Annotated in this window: 14 protein-coding genes and 1 riboswitch; of the genes, 7 read left to right on the top strand and 7 right to left on the bottom strand. The window is 64.3% G+C overall.

The annotated features are described in order from the left end of the window. Positions 1-206: 206 nt before the first annotated feature. The 4 genes from ACFWO3_RS15665 to ACFWO3_RS15650 form a co-directional block, all read right to left on the bottom strand. Positions 207-1,826: a cytochrome bc complex cytochrome b subunit gene (locus ACFWO3_RS15665; protein ID WP_378579264.1), complete on the bottom strand. Its 1,620-nt coding sequence runs from the start codon at positions 1,824-1,826 to the stop codon at positions 207-209. A gap of 53 nt (positions 1,827-1,879) precedes the next feature. Then, positions 1,880-3,022: a ubiquinol-cytochrome c reductase iron-sulfur subunit gene (locus tag ACFWO3_RS15660; protein WP_378579244.1), complete on the bottom strand. Its 1,143-nt coding sequence runs from the start codon at positions 3,020-3,022 to the stop codon at positions 1,880-1,882. Next, the gene (locus ACFWO3_RS15655) at positions 3,019-3,870 is read right to left on the bottom strand and encodes a c-type cytochrome (RefSeq protein WP_378579242.1); all 852 of its coding nucleotides are present in this window, start codon (positions 3,868-3,870) and stop codon (positions 3,019-3,021) included. The genes ACFWO3_RS15660 and ACFWO3_RS15655 overlap by 4 nt, the downstream gene beginning before the upstream one ends. A 64-nt stretch (positions 3,871-3,934) precedes the next feature. Continuing rightward, complete coding sequence (locus ACFWO3_RS15650) at positions 3,935-4,546, bottom strand: heme-copper oxidase subunit III (RefSeq protein WP_378579240.1); 612 nt, start codon at positions 4,544-4,546, stop codon at positions 3,935-3,937. A gap of 126 nt (positions 4,547-4,672) precedes the next feature. On the opposite strand from ACFWO3_RS15650, the gene ACFWO3_RS15645 reads away from it, so the two are divergent. Continuing rightward, a complete protein-coding gene (locus tag ACFWO3_RS15645) occupies positions 4,673-5,137 on the top strand; it encodes a ribonuclease E inhibitor RraB (protein WP_378579238.1) in 465 nt (154 codons plus the stop codon). Between the two features lie 83 nt (positions 5,138-5,220). After that, positions 5,221-6,294 (top strand): anthranilate phosphoribosyltransferase, encoded by a 1,074-nt coding sequence (trpD, locus tag ACFWO3_RS15640; RefSeq protein WP_378579236.1) that lies wholly within the window; start codon positions 5,221-5,223, stop codon positions 6,292-6,294. Between the two features lie 21 nt (positions 6,295-6,315). On the opposite strand, the gene ACFWO3_RS15635 is transcribed toward trpD, so the two are convergent. Beyond that, a complete protein-coding gene (locus ACFWO3_RS15635) occupies positions 6,316-6,591 on the bottom strand; it encodes an Lrp/AsnC family transcriptional regulator (RefSeq protein WP_378579233.1) in 276 nt (91 codons plus the stop codon). 55 nt (positions 6,592-6,646) lie between these two features. Next, a complete protein-coding gene (locus ACFWO3_RS15630; RefSeq protein WP_378579230.1) occupies positions 6,647-8,392 on the bottom strand; it encodes a DEDD exonuclease domain-containing protein in 1,746 nt (581 codons plus the stop codon). Between the two features lie 466 nt (positions 8,393-8,858). Further along, a riboswitch (cyclic di-AMP (ydaO/yuaA leader) is annotated at positions 8,859-9,023 on the top strand. A 14-nt stretch (positions 9,024-9,037) separates the two neighbouring features. Between ACFWO3_RS15630 and ACFWO3_RS15625 the strand changes: the two genes are divergently transcribed. The 4 genes from ACFWO3_RS15625 (at position 9,038) to ACFWO3_RS15610 (ending at position 13,499) form a co-directional block, all read left to right on the top strand. Further along, positions 9,038-9,589 (top strand): C40 family peptidase, encoded by a 552-nt coding sequence (locus tag ACFWO3_RS15625; RefSeq protein WP_378579228.1) that lies wholly within the window; start codon positions 9,038-9,040, stop codon positions 9,587-9,589. A 272-nt stretch (positions 9,590-9,861) separates the two neighbouring features. Beyond that, positions 9,862-10,923, top strand: a complete 1,062-nt coding sequence (locus ACFWO3_RS15620) for a C40 family peptidase (protein ID WP_378579225.1) — start codon at positions 9,862-9,864, stop codon at positions 10,921-10,923. Between the two features lie 73 nt (positions 10,924-10,996). Beyond that, the gene (locus ACFWO3_RS15615) at positions 10,997-12,340 is read left to right on the top strand and encodes a hypothetical protein (protein WP_378579223.1); all 1,344 of its coding nucleotides are present in this window, start codon (positions 10,997-10,999) and stop codon (positions 12,338-12,340) included. A 28-nt stretch (positions 12,341-12,368) separates the two neighbouring features. After that, positions 12,369-13,499 carry a glycosyltransferase family 4 protein gene (locus tag ACFWO3_RS15610; RefSeq protein ID WP_378579221.1) on the top strand — a complete coding sequence of 377 codons (1,131 nt, stop codon included), beginning with the start codon at positions 12,369-12,371 and terminating at the stop codon, positions 13,497-13,499. Positions 13,500-13,566: 67 nt separating this feature from the next. On the opposite strand, the gene ACFWO3_RS15605 is transcribed toward ACFWO3_RS15610, so the two are convergent. After that, positions 13,567-15,378, bottom strand: coding sequence for an AMP-dependent synthetase/ligase (locus ACFWO3_RS15605; RefSeq protein WP_378579218.1), 1,812 nt, complete (start codon positions 15,376-15,378; stop codon positions 13,567-13,569). A 161-nt stretch (positions 15,379-15,539) separates the two neighbouring features. Between ACFWO3_RS15605 and ACFWO3_RS15600 the strand changes: the two genes are divergently transcribed. Then, positions 15,540-15,920 carry an SRPBCC family protein gene (locus tag ACFWO3_RS15600; protein WP_378579216.1) on the top strand — a complete coding sequence of 127 codons (381 nt, stop codon included), beginning with the start codon at positions 15,540-15,542 and terminating at the stop codon, positions 15,918-15,920. The last annotated feature ends 54 nt before the right edge of the window (positions 15,921-15,974 follow it).

Here is a 15,974-nt window from a genome sequence, read left to right as displayed (position 1 = left end):
GACTCACTCAACGGGCGACCCCGTCAAACGCTAGGCTGGCGCACACCAACGCAAGCGTTCAACGAGCTCGTTGCATCCGCCACTTGAAACCGCCTGGGTTGAACGTGTGTGACATTGGTCGGGGAGGGCGGTGAACGACTGCAAGACGAACGAGGAGGGTCCCGAACCGGAATGGTTCGGGACCCTCCTCGTGACGTGATTCGGACTTAGTGCGACTGTCCGTTCGAGCTGTCGCCGTTGCCGTTCGAGTCGTTTCCGTGTGCACGGTCCTGGTACTCGGTCAGCATCTTCAGCTGCTCGTGTTCTCCCTCGTGGAGGGCAGCCTCGAGTGCTGCACTCTCCTCCGGCGGGTCCGCCTTGATCAGGCTTCCTGAACCGGGCTTGCCGGCAGAACCGAGCTTGTTCATCTTCTTCGGCACAGCCGCGCCCTGGTAGGCGAGCGGGATCGCGTGACCGTGGTCGTCGACCTCGCCGAGCGGCTGGTGGATCTCGATGTACTGGCCGTTCGACATGCGCTTGATGACACCCGTCTCGATGCCGTGCTCGAGAACTGCCCGGTCGCTGCGCTGGAGGCCCAGGCAGAAGCGGTAGGTCACGAAGTAGGCGACAGGAGGCAGGACAACCATGCCGATGCGGCCGATCCACGTCATCGCGTTCAACGAAATGTCGAAGTGGTACGCGATGATGTCGTTGATGCAGGACAGCGTGAGGACCACGTAGAACGCGATGGCCATCGCGCCGATCGCCGTACGGACCGGGACGTCACGCGGACGCTGCAGCAGATTGTGGTGAGCATCGTCCTTGGTGAGACGCTTCTCGATCCACGGGTAGGCGATCAGGACCGTGAACACGAGACCCATGATCAACGCGACGGCGAACACAGCGGGGATCGTGTATCGGTCGAACAGGTAGATCTCCCACGCCGGCCACAGTCGTGCCATGCCGTCCGTCCACATCATATAGATGTCGGGCTGCGAGCCTGCCGACACCTGCGCCGGGTTGTACGGACCGATGTTCCAGACCGGGTTGATCTGCAGAACGCCACCCATGATGGCGAGAACACCGAACGTCACGGCGAAGAAGGCACCGGACTTGACGGCGAACACCGGGAGGATTCGAACGCCGACGACGTTGTTCTCGGTACGGCCGGGGCCGGGGAACTGGGTGTGCTTCTGGTACCAGACAAGCGCCAGGTGACCCGCGATGAGGGCGAGGATGATGCCCGGGAACAGCAGGACGTGAGCCACGTAGAGGCGCGGGATGATGAGCTGACCAGGGAAGTCGCCGTCGAAGATCAACCAGTGCATCCAGGTGCCGACGATCGGGATACTCAGTGTGATGCCCGAGAACGCGGCGCGGAGGCCGGTGCCGGAGAGCAGGTCGTCCGGGATCGTGTAGCCGAAGAAGCCCTCGAACATCGCCAGGATCAGCAGCAGGCAGCCGATGACCCAGTTGGCCTCACGCGGTCGACGGAATGCGCCGGTGAAGAAGATGCGAAGCAGGTGGACGATGATCGACGCCGCGAACATCAGCGCTGCCCAGTGGTGAATCTGGCGGACGAACAGACCGCCGCGCACCTCGAACGAGATGTTCAGCGTCGTCTCGTATGCGCGAGACATGGTGACACCGCGAAGCGGTTCGTACGCACCGTCGTACACCACGTGGGCGACCGAAGGGTCGAAGAACAGCGTCAGGTACACACCTGAGATGAGCAGGATGACGAAGCTGTATAGCGCGATCTCGCCAAGGAGGAACGACCAGTGCGTCGGGAAGACCTTGTTGATCTGACGGCGCATACCTGCGGCGAGGTGATAGCGCGAGTCCATCGCTTCGGCCTGGCCGGCGGCAATGGTCGCTGCTTTTGACTGCGTTGCTGTACTCACGGTCGACGCTCCCAAAATGCCGGGCCGAGTGCTTCGATGAAGTCACCGGTGGTGACCAGGAAGCCCTCTTCATTCACTGTAATAGGCAACTGCGGAAGTGCACGCGCCGCAGGACCGAAAATCGGCTTTCCGTACGTCAATGCATCGAACTGCGACTGGTGGCACGGGCACAGGATTCGGTTGGTCTGCTGTTCGTACAGCGAGGTCGGGCAACCGAGGTGGGTGCAGATCTTCGAGTAGGCGAAGTAGTCGCCGTAGTTGAAGCTCTCCTGGCCCTTGCGCTTGACGACCTTGGCTGTGTCCTCGCTGCGCAAACGGATCAGCATGACTGCGTTGCGGATACCGCGGAGCGAGTCGAGAAGTGCGTGCTCGTCGCCACGGTCGGACTCGCGGAACGGGAACACGGTCTCCATGGCTCCGGCGTCGAGATCTTCCGGACGAACCAGCACGACGTCGTTGGGGCGGCCGGTGTCGCGGCGAAGGTAGATGGTCTCGCCCTCGTAGCGGGGGGTCCAACCGGATACCCACAGAGGCGAGTCGTCGCCCTTCGACCACGGGTTCTTGATCAGACCACCGAGCGGCATGATCATGCCGATGCCCAAGGCGCCGCCACCGAAGATCAAGCCGCGCTTGATGATCTTGCGACGGCCGAGGGTCGAAGTTTCCAACGAGTCGCCGAGCTCGGCGACGATCGTCTTGCGGTCGGTCTCGGAGGAGCCGCCGTCGTGACGGTCCTGGATCGAGACCTCTTCGGGGATGAACTTCTTGGTGAAGAGCACCGCACCGACACCGACACCGAGGATGGCGAGACCGAGGGTCAGACCGATCAGCGGGGTGTAGAGGCTGTAAGCGCCATAGGTCTCCTCGCCCTGGCCGGCGTACTCCCAGGGCCAGAAGAGGTAGATCCCGATGAAGGCCAGTGCGGATACACCGGCGAGGCCGAACCAGAAGGCCACAGCGCGTTCTGCACGCTTCTCCGCCTTGGTTCCCTCGACCGCCCAACGGTCGCGACGATATGCAACGTCGACTCCGTCGAGGTTGGTGCCCAGCTCGACCAATTCATCACGACTGAGGTTCTCGAGCTCCTCGTCCGTGTACTTCTTCGGCGTCGCGCCACCCGAATGGCCAGCGTCGCTCATGACCTTGCTCCGATCCACAATGCTGCACCGACGACAGCGACGATTCCGACGACCCACATGGTCAGCCCCTCGGATGCGGGTCCGAGGCCACCGAGCCCGTAACCACCGGGATCGTTGCTCTCACCGGAGGACTTGATGTAGGCGATGATGTCCTTCTTCTCCTCCATCGTCAGCTGACGATCGGAGAACTTGGGCATGTTCTGCGGTCCCGTGACCATCGCCGCGTAGATCTGCTGCTCGTTGGCGGGGTCGAGGACCGGCGCGTACTTACCGGACGACAGTGCGCCACCTCGGCCGGTGAAGTTGTGGCAGGACGCGCAGTTGAGGCGGAACAGCTCGCTGCCTCGCCCGATGTCGCCGCCACGGAGGGAGGACTGTGCGATCTCACCGTTCTCGTCACGGACGACAGTGGCGCCACCACCGTTGGCCTGAACGTACGCGCCGATCGCGTCGGTCTGCTCGGCGTTGAACTTCGTGGGCTTGCGTTCCGCCTGGGCTTCGTTACGGGCGGCGGGCATGCGACCCGACGAGACCTGGAAGTAGACGGCAGCCTCGCCGACGCCGATCAGGCTGGGGCCGCGATCCTGCACGCCCTGAAGGTTGGCGCCGTGACACGTCACGCACGAGGTGTCGTACAGCTGCTTGCCTTCACGAATCAGGGCCGCCTGATCGTCGGTCGCCGTGGCGACCTGTGGTGCCGGCGTGAGAGCCGACGCGAGGAAACCGGCGCTGACCAGTCCCATCATCAGGACCAGAGCGCCGGTGACGCGTCGGCGGAGCTTCCGCTGACGCCGCGCTTTCCGCGCGGACGCTGTGGATTCGGATGCGGGAGGTGGGGATGAACTCATCTGTATCCCTTTGGTATGTCGGGACGGACTGGACGATCAGGGGCTGCCTGGGGCGTTCAGCTGATCAACGGATGAAATAGATGGTGGCGAACAGTGCGATCCACACGATGTCGACGAAGTGCCAGTAGTACGAGACGACGATGGCTGCGGTCGCCTGCGCCGGTGTGAACTTGCCGACCTTGGTGCGGAAAATGAGGAATACGAACGCGATGAGACCACCGATGACGTGCAGACCGTGGAAGCCGGTGGTCATGTAGAACACGGATCCGTAGACGCTGCTCGAGATCGAGGTTCCGTGCTCGACGAGGTGGATGTACTCGTAGGCCTGGCCACAGACGAAGAACGTGCCCATGGCGAGGGTGATGACGTACCAGCGACGGAGCCCGAAGACGTCACCGCGTTCGGCGGCGAAGACGCCGAGCTGGCACGTGAAGGACGATGCGATCAGGACCAAGGTCACCGGCACTGCGAGCCACAGATTCAATTCTGTCGGCTCCGGAGGCCAGTTTCCGTTCGCCTGCGCCCGTGCAACGAAGTACATGGCGAAGAGCCCTGCGAAGAACATGAGCTCGCTTGACAACCACACGATGGTGCCAACGCTGACCATGTTTGGTCGGTTCAGCGAGTGCACGCGTTGGGTGATTGCTGATCCTGAAGTCCCTACTGCGCTCGTCACATGAGGAAGTATGACGCTTCGTCGTAAGACCCGGCCACTCGGGTCCGACATCGGCGCGTCGGGAGGCGCAGTTTGCCCGGATCCGGTGCCGAATCGCCAGGTCGTGAACCATGAGAAAGTTGTGCCATGGGCTCACTCAACGAACGCAAGGGTTGGTTTCGTCGATTGTTCGGTCGATCCACCGCGTCTCCGCTCGACCCTACGCGTGACGACCTCGTCGTGGTGGTCTCCGGTTTCGACGACGCGGAAGCATGCTCGACGGCACTCGATCGAGCAGCAGCCACGGACCCGCAGTGGGTTCCGGAAGCGGAAGCGGTGTTGCGTCACCACCTGAGGTTGCCGGCCGAGGGGCGCGGCGAAGCTGTCCGAATCGCGGCTCAGGACGGGTACGAGGCCGTGGATTCGGACTCGGCTTCCGGCGGCGGCGAAGCCGTGCGCGTGGTGTTGCAGCGAGTGCAGGTGCTCGACCCCCTGCACTGTTCTCAGGAGCGATCGCGAATGGCAGGCCTGGCCCAACGCCTGGACGGAACTGTGGACGGGTGGGATGCGATGCAACCGGCTGCCCGCGACGGGGTCGCGCCCGGCCCGTGACGAGCGCGGCATCGCCGCTGGATAGGCTGCAGGCGAACGATCGCTGACACATGAGCTTTCCGTGAACCAGAGGGGCGGTACACATGCAGAGCCCGACCGGCAGTTCGACCGACGCGAAGTCGCTTCGGGCATGGCCCTCCGTCCTGGGAACGTTGACCTCCGGCCGTGACCTGTCCGGCGAGGATGCCCGATGGGCGATGGACGAGATCATGTCCGACAACGCGACGGCCGCTCAGATCGCCGCATTCGGTGTGGCCCTGAAGATGAAGGGCGAAACGCCGGCGGAACTCGAAGGTCTCGCGGCGTCGATGCTGGCGCACTCGCGGTCGGTGACGGTCGCGGGGGATGTCGTGGACATCGTGGGCACCGGCGGTGATCGTTCCAATACCGTGAACATCTCGACGATGGCTTCCGTGGTGGTCGCGGCGACCGGTATTCGGGTCGTCAAGCACGGCAACCGCGCGGCGTCGTCGAAGAGCGGTGGAGCGGATGTGCTGGAAGCTCTCGGTGTTCGCATCGCGCTGGGTCCCGACGAGGTCGCTCGGTGCGTGAACGAAGTCGGGATCGGTTTCTGCTTCGCTCCGGTATTTCATCCGGCGCTCCGTTTCGCTGCGGTTCCGCGCAAGGAAATCGGTATCCCCACCGTGTTCAACGTCCTGGGTCCACTCACCAACCCGGCCTCCCCGCGGGCCGGGCTGATCGGGTGCGCCTTCGAAGAACTGGGCCCAGTCGTGGCGGGTGTGCTGGCACGGCGTGGCAACTCTGCACTCGTGGTTCGAGGGGACGACGGACTCGACGAATTGACGACGTCGACGACGTCGACGGTGCGAATCGTCGCGGACGGGCAGGTGACGGAGCGCACGCTCGACCCGCGTGACCTCGGAATCGAACGAGTGTCGCTCGACGAATTGCGTGGTGGGGACGCAGAACTCAATGCGGCGGTGGCTCGTCGGCTGTTCGGTGGTGAAAAGGGCCCCGTGCGTGACGCGGTACTACTGAACGCCGCGGGCGCGATCGTGGCGTTCCGTGGATTGGGATCGGCAACTCTCGAGGATGCGTTGAGTCCTGCGATCGAGACGGCGGCGGAGGCCGTCGACAGCGGCAGAGCGGCCGAGGTTCTGTCCGACTGGGCCGCGCTCACGTCCTCGCTCGACTAGCCGAGCGAGGAACTCACCCGCTCATTCGCCCAGGGAGAACCCTGCCTCGACGTCGGCGCTCGAATACGACTGAAAGGCGATGTGGGTGGCGGTGCGTACGACACCGTCGACCTTGTTGATGTGCGCGGTGACAACCTGGGCTATCTCACCGTGGTCCCGGACTCGCACGATTGCGATCAGATCGATGTCGCCAGCGCAGGAGTAGACCTCCTTGACCCCGGAGACATCGGCTACGGCCTGCGCTGTCTCGGGAATCCGGTGGGCGTCCGCGTGGATCAGGACTATCGCGTTGATCATGCCGTTCCTCGTTCTCGTATCGAATTCGGATGTGACCGAAAGCCTGCCACGGAGCTTATGTGGATGTCTCGTACAGCGTGCGCTCGGTGTGGATGCGTGCTTCGGTGGTGGCGAGCTCACACCACCGGTCCCAGGATGCGCCACCTCGGGCAGGTTCGGAGTACCCGCTCGACGCGTGCACGATGCGGACCCCGGCGGAGTCGGCCCAGCGGCCCAGAAGAGCGACTTCCTCCGGTGAGGCGCCTCGAAGCGGAGTCTCCTCTGGGCACACCGTGGTCGCGGCACGAACCAAGCCGTCGACGACGGGCATGGGCCGGACTCCGCGTCTTGCCGTGCCCGCGGATGCGAGCCGTCCGGCACGGATCACCGCGAAGTCCCATCCGCCGTCGGCAGCAGGCCGGGCGAGGACCAGTTCGTCGACGGCGCACAGCGCGGCAAGGCGCTGCATTCGGCGAAGTGCGACTGCCACGGAGACGGTGCGATCGCGTAGACGTGCAGCGTTCTCGAACAGTTCGTTCGTTGCAAGCTCGTCGATGCGTGTACGCATGCGGCGCAGCGGTTCGTCGTCGGTACCGACGAACAATCTGCGAACCTGATCGACGACGTCGGCGTACTCGTCGGCCGATGGTTGTCCGCTCAGAGTGGCCGGACACGGGGCCAGTTCCTTCGGCGGACAGCGGGGTCCGTGAACTTCGTCGGCGCGCAGTCGGGTGGTGCAGGTCCGGATTCCGGAGTATTCCGCGATGGTCTCCGCAACCTCCGTGGCATCTGTGCGCACCCGGAACGGGCCGAGTGCATCGACGGTTGGTGCGCGCACCACGGAGAGTCTCGGGAATGCCTCGGACGTAAGAGTGATCCACCAGCCCTTGCGGGGGTATTTCGAGCGGCGGTTGTACGGGGGAGCGTGTGCGCTGATCAGCGTGAGCTCACGAACACCCGCTTCGAGGGCGTGGGCGCACTCGACATGATCGACCCGTGTGGCGAGGGCAACCATCTCCTTCATCCTGCCCCGGGTCTCGGACCCGGTGAAATAGGTGCGTACTCGGCGACGAAGGTCGGTGGCGGTGCCCACGTAGAGCACCTCGTCGGACGGACCGCGAAACAGATATACCCCCGGAGCCCGTGGAAGGGAGTGTGCGAGGTTGCGTTTCGCGCGTTGATGGGACGTGACGTTCGGTAGATATTCGGAGAGTTCGGTGAGGCTGTGCACCCCGAGATTGCCGACCCGTTCGATGAGTGCGTGCAACACGTCCACAGTAGCCCGCGCGTCGTCGAGCGCGCGGTGGGTGGGAGTTGTCCCGACGTCGAAGAGGCGCGCGAGGTTGGACAACTTCACCGACGGCGCTTCGTCCCGGGTGAGGATGCGGCGCGCGAGCTTGACCGTGCACACCACTCGAAAGCGTGGCCAGGCCGTGCCGGTGGCCGTGGCCGCTGCTTGGAGGAAACCCGTGTCGAAGGGCGCGTTGTGGGCGACCAACACGGCGCCCTCGGCGAATTCCAAGAAGCTGGGTAGGACTCTCTCGATGGGAGGGGCGTCGATCACCATCGCTGTGGTGATGCCGGTGATCTCGACGATGTGGGGTGGGATCGATCGACCTGGGTCGATGAGCGTGGCCAGTTCACCGAGGACCTCGCCGCCTCTGACCTTGACGGCGCCGATTTCCGTGATGGCGTCCACTCCCGGCCTGCCGCCGGTGGTTTCGAGGTCGACCACGACGAACGTGGTTTCGCGCAGCGGGGTGTCGAGCTCGTCGAAAGTCAGTTGCTCGGGCGGGTGCTGCGGAACTGCGGGGACGCTCACGAATCTAGACCTTATGGGCAGGTACCGACATGACCGCGGGAACGAACCGGCGGTGTGTACGGGCTTTGGAGACGAGGATCACAGGCGCGGATTTCGTGCTGTGTGTCGTCGGCGGCGCATAGGGCCGCGTGGACGAGCAAAAGCCACGTTTCGATAACGGTAAGGGGTTGGTCCGGTGAACTTTCGAGCTGGCGATCGTGGCTCCAAAAATGCGTTTCGAACTGCAGTTACGCATACTTCGGATATTCCGAACAGCGACCTGCGCTCGGGCTCATGGGCGGGGAGGCCGTCCATTGAACAGACCGGTTGTTATCCGTCCGTTATCTACCTGTCGTATCGCGCGGGTGTGACAGCCGAATCGGGCAAAGAGGGCAATCTCCGCGTGTTCCGGTCGACATCGACGTATGTCGTTTCGTAACCTTCCTGAGACCTAGCGGAGTCTTGCCGATCCACACAGGAGCGGCATCGCTAGTCACCGCCTAATCGGCCTCTCGTGAGAGGGCCGTACCGGGGACCCAAGTTTTCACTGGGGTGAATCCTGCCGGGGCACATGGGTGCACCGGTGGGTAGGGCCGAATCTTCCCGGCCCGAACCCGTCAGCTAACTCGGTCGGCGGACGAACGGAAGAAATGGAGTACCCCCTTCGTGGCGTCACAAGTTTCCAAGCGGAACGTGCGGCGAGCAGTCGTCGCCAGCGCTCTGGCAGTCGGAGCGCTCACCGCTACCGCTGCACCCGCAGCAGCCGACCCGATCACCATCCCCGGCGTCGGTACCTTCGAGATCCCGGGCGTCGCGATTCCGCCGCTGCCCGAGCTTCCTCAGCCCCCCGGCATCGCGCCCCCCGCTCCGGTGCAGACCCCGGGTGATCGTGCGGTCAGCGCAGCAGAATCCAAGCTCGGCGCACCCTACGTCTACGGCGCTTCCGGCCCTGACTCCTTCGACTGCTCCGGTCTGATCCAGTGGGCCTACAAGCAGGCCGGCCTCAATATTCCGCGCACGAGCTACGACCAGGCGTCGGCGGGAAGCGCGGTGTCGCAGTCCGATCTGCGTCCCGGTGACGTGGTCTCGTTCTACGGCGGATCGCACTCGGGCATCTACGCCGGCAACGGCAACGTGATCCACGCATCGACTTCGGGACAGCCGGTCAAGCTGGCGCCGATCTCCTCGATGCCGTTCGACGGCGCTCGCCGTTACTGATTCTCGTACCGAACGGCCACCGCATCGTCGTGCGTAGTACCGACGTCGTCGCACGACAGGTATGCAAGGGGTAGCTCGAGTTCGTGAAAGTCAGACCTCCGAGGGCGGGTTCGAATGACGCATTCGAACCCGCCCTCGGTGTATCTACTCCCGGGTAGACACAAACGTATGCCGTTCCGTAACCTGTTCGAGACCTTGCGAAAAGTTCTGTCGTTACCCAGAGCGACAGCGCGAGGATCGGGTGCTGATAGATGATCGGAGAATCGCGTCACGTGGCCTCACAGAAGATGAAGCGCGGGAGCGTATCCCTGCGCGGCGCGCTGATTGCGGGCACGTTGTCCTTGTCTCTCGTTGCGATGCCTGCCCTTCCCGCGGGTGCGGATCCGGTCGTCGCGAATCCGACCGACGCGCTCACCAAGCTGACCGACCTGGCGCGAGAGTCCGAGCAGACCAACGAGGCGCTTCACAACGCAAAGATCGATCTCGACGCGAAGGAAGCTGCACAGGCCGATGCCGATGCGGCAGCCGTACGGGACCAGGGCGTCGTCGACGAGGCGAATGCCCGAGTGGCGAAGTTCAAGCCGACGGTGGACAAGCTCGCGGCCGCGAACTACCAAGGCGCGCGCACCAATAGGCTTTTCGCAGTCATGGTGAGCGATTCGCCCCAGCAGCTACTCGACCAGATGTCCGCCCTCGACGCCATTTCCAACGACACTGCCAAGCAGGTGTCGCAGTTCACCGAAGCCACCGCCGAGGCCACTGCCGCTGCCGAAGCTTCCCGCAAGTCTGCCGATGCTGCGAGGCTCGCCGCAGAACAGGCGAGGGGCCTGAGCGACGACCTACAGAAGAAGCAGAGTGAGCTGAAGTCGCAGATCGCGGATGTGACCGCTGCTTTCGGTGACCTGACGAGTTCGGAGAAGGCGCAACTCGCGGGCCGCCCGTTCCCTCCTGGTTTCGACGCCGAGGCTCTGTTGTCCGGGCTTGTTCCGGGCAACGGAGCCAGCGCACTTCAGGCCGGACTGACCCGCGTCGGCAGTCCGTACGTGTGGGGGGCCACGGGTCCGAGCGAGTTCGACTGTTCGGGCCTGGTCGTCTGGGCGTACAAACAGATCGGCAAGACGCTGCCGCGTTCGAGCCAAGCCCAGGCCAGCGGTGGCGTAGCGGTCCCGCGGGATCAGCTGCAACCGGGTGACGTCGTGCTGTTCTACAACGACGCGTCTCACGTCGGCCTTTACGCAGGCAACGGAAACATCTTGCACGCGTCCACATTCGGCGTCCCGGTGAAGGTCGAGTCGATGGCGTCGATGCCCTTCTACGCCGCCCGGCGGTACTGACACGCGTTCGTTCCGGCCGAGCCCGCGGTCACTGCCGACGAGGTGGTCGGGGACTGCTCATACACTCTCCGTCGTGAACGAATCACGTGAGTTGCCGAGACGCGCCGGGGGAATACGCCGGGTACGGCCGTGGGAGAAGGTCGCTCTGGTCGGACTCGTCGCTGCGGTGGGCTCTGTGCTGGTGTTCACGGCTGTGGCAGGCGGTGAGGCCGATGCCGGGTCCACGGTGTCGACCGAGCGAGCGGCTGCAGTGCAGCAGTTGCTCGACTCGTGGGGCCGAGCGATCAGAGTCGGCGATACCGGGGCCCTGACCGGACTTCTCGATCCGGAGGCAGAGGCGTCCTTCGTAGCGTCCGAGGCGGCCCGCGCCGCGAACGTGTCCCAGCTCGAGTTCTCGGACTGGGGATACGAATTGGTCGCGGGGGAGGACCACGACGTGGACGCCGGTCTCGCCGCGCGGCTCGGCGTGTCCGAGGTGTGGGCTCCGACCGTTCGGTTGAGGTATGCCATCGACAGCGTGGATGCGGTACCCACCCGCAAGGTCGTGTCTCCCACTTTTGTGCGGCGGGGTGATACCTGGGCCTTGCTCGACGGGGGCGAGTCGACGCGACCGGCCACCACCTGGCGGGGTCCGTGGGACTACGCCCCCCTGGTTACTCGTGAGGTCGAGACGGGCGGCGATCGGATGTCGATGATCCTCGGCCATCCGGACAACGAGGCCATGGTCGATCGGCTGGCGGAGGACATCGACTCGGCGGTGGACGATGTCTCCGAGGTCTGGGGGCCGGAATGGTCGCGTGGAGCTCTCGTGATGGTGGCTTCTTCCGACGCGGAGTTCACCTCCCTCGTCGGTGCGGATCACGACGGTGAAGGGATAGCCGCGGTCGCGGTGTCGGATGCGCCGACGCCGGGTGACCCCGTCGTGGGTGGTCAGCGAATAGTGTTCAGTCCGGCCTCTACACTTCGGTTGGACGACGAAGCCCGTCGTTCGATCCTGCGCCACGAGCTGACTCACGTCGCGGCGCGTGCCGTCACGGTCGACGGTTCACCGATGTGGCTTCTCGAGGGGTACTCCGAGTACGTTGCGCATCGCGGCACCGGTGCTTCGGCCAGAGAGGTGGCGCCGACACTCGCTGCGCAGATCGATGCAGGCAAAGCGCCGGACATGTTGCCCTCCAACGAGAACTTCACCCAGCGTGGCGACCACGGCTCACTCGCTTACGAGACGGCCTGGTCGATCAATGCCTTCGCGGCGGACGAGTTCGGTGACGAGGAACTCACCGACCTCTACGTGGCTCTGGCAAAGGGTAGTTCGCGCGACGAGGACGTCGACCGAACTCTCGAGGAGCAGCTCGGAGTCGGTACCGAATCTTTCGTCGAACGTTGGTCGGCGTGGTTGGACGAGCAGTTCGCGTGAAGGCCAGGCGAGCGAATACGGTGAGCAGATGCGTCGAACCCTGCTGGTGACGAACGACTTTCCGCCGCGGCCCGGTGGGATCCAGTCATATCTGCACACCTTCACGAAACAGTTGCCGGTAGACGAGTTGGTGGTCTACGCGCCCCGGTGGCGGGGGGATTCCCACACCAAGTTCGATGCCCGCCAGCCTTTCGAAGTGGTACGCCATCCGACGACTCTGATGGTGCCGACGCCGTTCGTGGCATCGAGGGCGGCGGAACTGGTGCGGGAACATCGGTGTGACAGTGTCTGGTTCGGTGCCGCGGCACCGCTGGCGGTGCTGGCGCCGGCCATGCGCAGAGCCGGCGCGGAGCGCATAGTCGCGAGTACGCATGGGCACGAGGTCGGTTGGTCGATGCTTCCAGGGGCTCGATCGGTTCTGCGTCACATCGGTGAGAACACCGATACGGTCACGTACGTCAGCAAGTACACGCGCGGACGGTTCGCCGCCGCATTCGGCAGCAACGCTGCGCTCGAGCACTTGCCTTCCGGAGTCGACACCGACACGTTCGAACCGGACGCCTCGGCGCGTGAGGAACTACGTCGGCGGTACGGACTCGGTGACCGTCCTACGATTCTCTGTCTGTCCCGTCTCGTTCCACGCAAAGGTCAGGACAAGCTGATCGAGGCGCTTCCACGGATTCGGGAGAGTGTCGACGGCGCTGTGTTGGTAATCGTCGGCGGCGGCCCGTACGAAGACCGTCTACGGGCGTTGGCACGCTCGGTCGGCGTGACGGACCACGTGGTGTTCACCGGCACGGTCCCGTCGGCGGAGTTGGCTGCGCACCACACGATCGCCGACGTCTTCGCGATGCCGTGTCGCACCAGGGGAGCGGGCCTCGATGTCGAGGGCCTCGGAATCGTGTATCTCGAAGCTTCCGCGACAGGGGTCCCCGTCATCGCTGGGCGATCGGGTGGGGCTCCGGAAACCGTGCGCCAGAACGAGACCGGTCTGGTCGTGGACGGCACATCCGTCGCAGCAGTTGCAGAGTCGGTCGTGTCGGTACTGTCCGACCCCGATCGCGCGGCGGCGATGGGTAACGCCGGCCGAGAGTGGGTGAAGTCGCAGTGGCGTTGGGATGTGCTGGGCGGCAAACTGCGATCCCTCCTTGCCGACTGACCGATCCGTAGAATGCACGAACCGCCCGGTGGTTCACCGGGCGGTTTCGATTGCGGGTCAGGTCCTGCTATTTCGCGTAGATCGCGGCGATCTCCGACGCGTACGTGTCGTGCACGACGTTGCGCTTGAGCTTCATGGTCGGCGTCAGCTCACCGGTCTCTTCACTGAAGTCCACCGGAAGTACCCGGTACTTCTTGATGGCCTCCGCGTGCGACACGAGCTTGTTGGCTTCCGCGACGGCCTCGTCGATCTCTGCGGTGAGATCGGCATCGGTGAGCAGATCGGAAGCCGTGGTGTCGGCCGGCTTTCCATTGCGTTCGTTCCAGGCCGGAAGCGCCTCGGCATCGATCGTGATGAGTGCACCGATGAACGGCTTCTGGTCGCCGACCAGAATCGCTTGGCTGATCAACGGATGCGAGCGGAGGCTGTCTTCGAGTTGACCCGGCGAGACGTTCTTGCCGCCCGCAGTGACGATGATTTCCTTCTTACGGCCCGTGATGGAGATGAAACCGCCGGCGTCGAGTGAGCCCAAGTCGCCGGTGTGGAACCAGCCGCCCTCGAGAGCCTGCGCCGTCGCGTCCTCGTTGCGCCAGTACCCGCCGAACACCACCGGTCCGGAAAGGAGGATTTCGCCGTCTTCCGCGATCCGAATCGTGTTGCCGTCCAACGGCTTACCGACGGTACCGATCTTCTGATCACCGATCGTGTTCACCGCGAATGCCGCCGTCGTCTCGGTGAGACCGTAGCCCTCGTAGATCGTGATGCCGATTCCGCGGAAGAAGTGTCCGAGGCGTGCGCCGAGTGGAGCGCCACCGGAGATGGCGAGTTCGCACTTACCGCCGAGTGCGGCACGCAGCTTCGAGTACACGAGTTTGTCGAAGAGGGCGTGCTTGGCCTTGAGGACCAGCCCGGGACCGCCGTTGTCCTGTGCCTCGCTCCACGCGATGGCGACCTGGTCCGCGGCGTCGAAGATCTTGCCCTTGCCCTCTCCGTGCGCCTTGGCCCGCGCGGTGTTGTAGACCTTCTCGAACACACGGGGCACCGAGAGAATGAACGACGGCGCGAATTCCCCGAACGTGGGGACGAGGTTGGGGATGTCACTGGTGTGGCCGAGTGCGGCGCCCGCGTCGAAGGACGCGATGCTCAATGCGCGGGCGAACACGTGCGCCATCGGCAAGAACATCAACGTGGTCGTGTCGGGGCGTGAGAGCAGTTCTCCGAAGTTCGAAGCCATGATCCCGCGGGACTCCGCGATGAGGTTCGAGTGGGTGAGCTGGCACCCCTTGGGTCGGCCGGTGGTGCCGGAGGTGTAGATCAACGTCGCAGGATCGGTCGCCTTCAGCGCCGACACTCGGGAGTCGACCTCCTCGTCGGAAACTTCCGCACCACCTGCGGCGAGCTCGTCGACCACGCCGCGGGAACCTTCGTCGCCCTCGATGCGGTAGACGGTGCGCAAGGCAGGAGCGGCGTCCGCGACGTCCTTCACGAGGTCTGCGTGGCTGCCGTTCTCGACGATCAGGTCAATCGCTTCCGAATCCTCGAGAATCCAGCGAACCTGCTCGGCGGACGAGGTCTCGTAGATCGGAACGGTGACCGCGCCAGCAGCCCAGATCGCGTAGTCGACGAGGGGCCATTCGTATCGGGTGGCCGACATCAATGCCACCCGATCGCCCTGCTTTACGCCGAGTGCGATCAAGCCCTTGGCGGTTGACCGTACCTGCGAGGCGAAGTCCGCAGCCGTCACGTCGGTCCAGGAGGAACCGACCTTCCGCCGGTAGACCACGAGATCGGGCCTCGAAGTGGCGTGGGCGAACACCGAGTTCACGGCGGATTCGTCCTCCGCGATCGTGAACGACTGTGGTGCGCTGAACTCGGGCACTTGAGACCTCCGACACTGACGTACTGACAAGTAGGTGTTGCTTCGGGACACTCTAGACCGTCCGTTTCACCGTGTTCTTGCGACTGTTTCGTGCCCACCCGCGTGCGCCGCCGGGAGGTCTGTTCGTATGGCGTGGCGCCCCATGTGTGAAGCTGTCGGTCGTGAGCAGCATTCAGGTCGCAGATCAGACGTTCGTCGCCGCGCCGCCGGAGCGGGTCGCACGTGCCCTCGGTTCTCCTTCGCGCTGGCGCCGTTGGTGGCCCGACCTGCAGGTGAAGGTAGGTGAGGATCGCGGTGAAAAGGGGATTCGCTGGACCGTCGACGGGCCTCTCGTCGGGACCATGGAGGTGTGGCTCGAGCCCGCGCTCGACGGCGTGATCATCCACTACTTCCTCCATGCCGAACCGGCGTCGGAGCAGTCGCGGGCGAATCTCGATCTCGCTGCGCTCAACCGCGAACGCCGTGTACAGGGCAAGGGCATGTCGTTCGAAGTGAAGAAGGAACTCGAACACGGCCGCCCCGCAGGTGAAGCTCCGCGCTGACCGTTCGTTCTCCTCCCGCACACTCCTGTTGTGTCGGACATGTCCGATCGTGTG

This window comes from Rhodococcus sp. NPDC058521 (assembly GCF_042719695.1).
Taxonomy (GTDB): Bacteria; Actinomycetota; Actinomycetes; order Mycobacteriales; family Mycobacteriaceae; genus Rhodococcus_F.
Note: the sequence above shows the minus strand (reverse complement) of the source record. Positions and strands in the feature narration are given on the sequence as shown.

Excerpts from the sequence above, each read along its gene's own strand:
- trpD (WP_378579236.1), top strand. The coding sequence starts at position 5,221 with ATGCAGAGCCCGACCGGCAGTTCGACCGACGCGAAGTCGCTTCGGGCA.
- ACFWO3_RS15645 (WP_378579238.1), top strand. The coding sequence starts at position 4,673 with ATGGGCTCACTCAACGAACGCAAGGGTTGGTTTCGTCGATTGTTCGGT.
- ACFWO3_RS15635 (WP_378579233.1), bottom strand. The coding sequence starts at position 6,591 with ATGATCAACGCGATAGTCCTGATCCACGCGGACGCCCACCGGATTCCC.
- ACFWO3_RS15665 (WP_378579264.1), bottom strand. The coding sequence starts at position 1,826 with ATGGACTCGCGCTATCACCTCGCCGCAGGTATGCGCCGTCAGATCAAC.
- ACFWO3_RS15610 (WP_378579221.1), top strand. The coding sequence starts at position 12,369 with ATGCGTCGAACCCTGCTGGTGACGAACGACTTTCCGCCGCGGCCCGGT.
- ACFWO3_RS15655 (WP_378579242.1), bottom strand. The coding sequence starts at position 3,870 with ATGAGTTCATCCCCACCTCCCGCATCCGAATCCACAGCGTCCGCGCGG.
- ACFWO3_RS15660 (WP_378579244.1), bottom strand. The coding sequence starts at position 3,022 with ATGAGCGACGCTGGCCATTCGGGTGGCGCGACGCCGAAGAAGTACACG.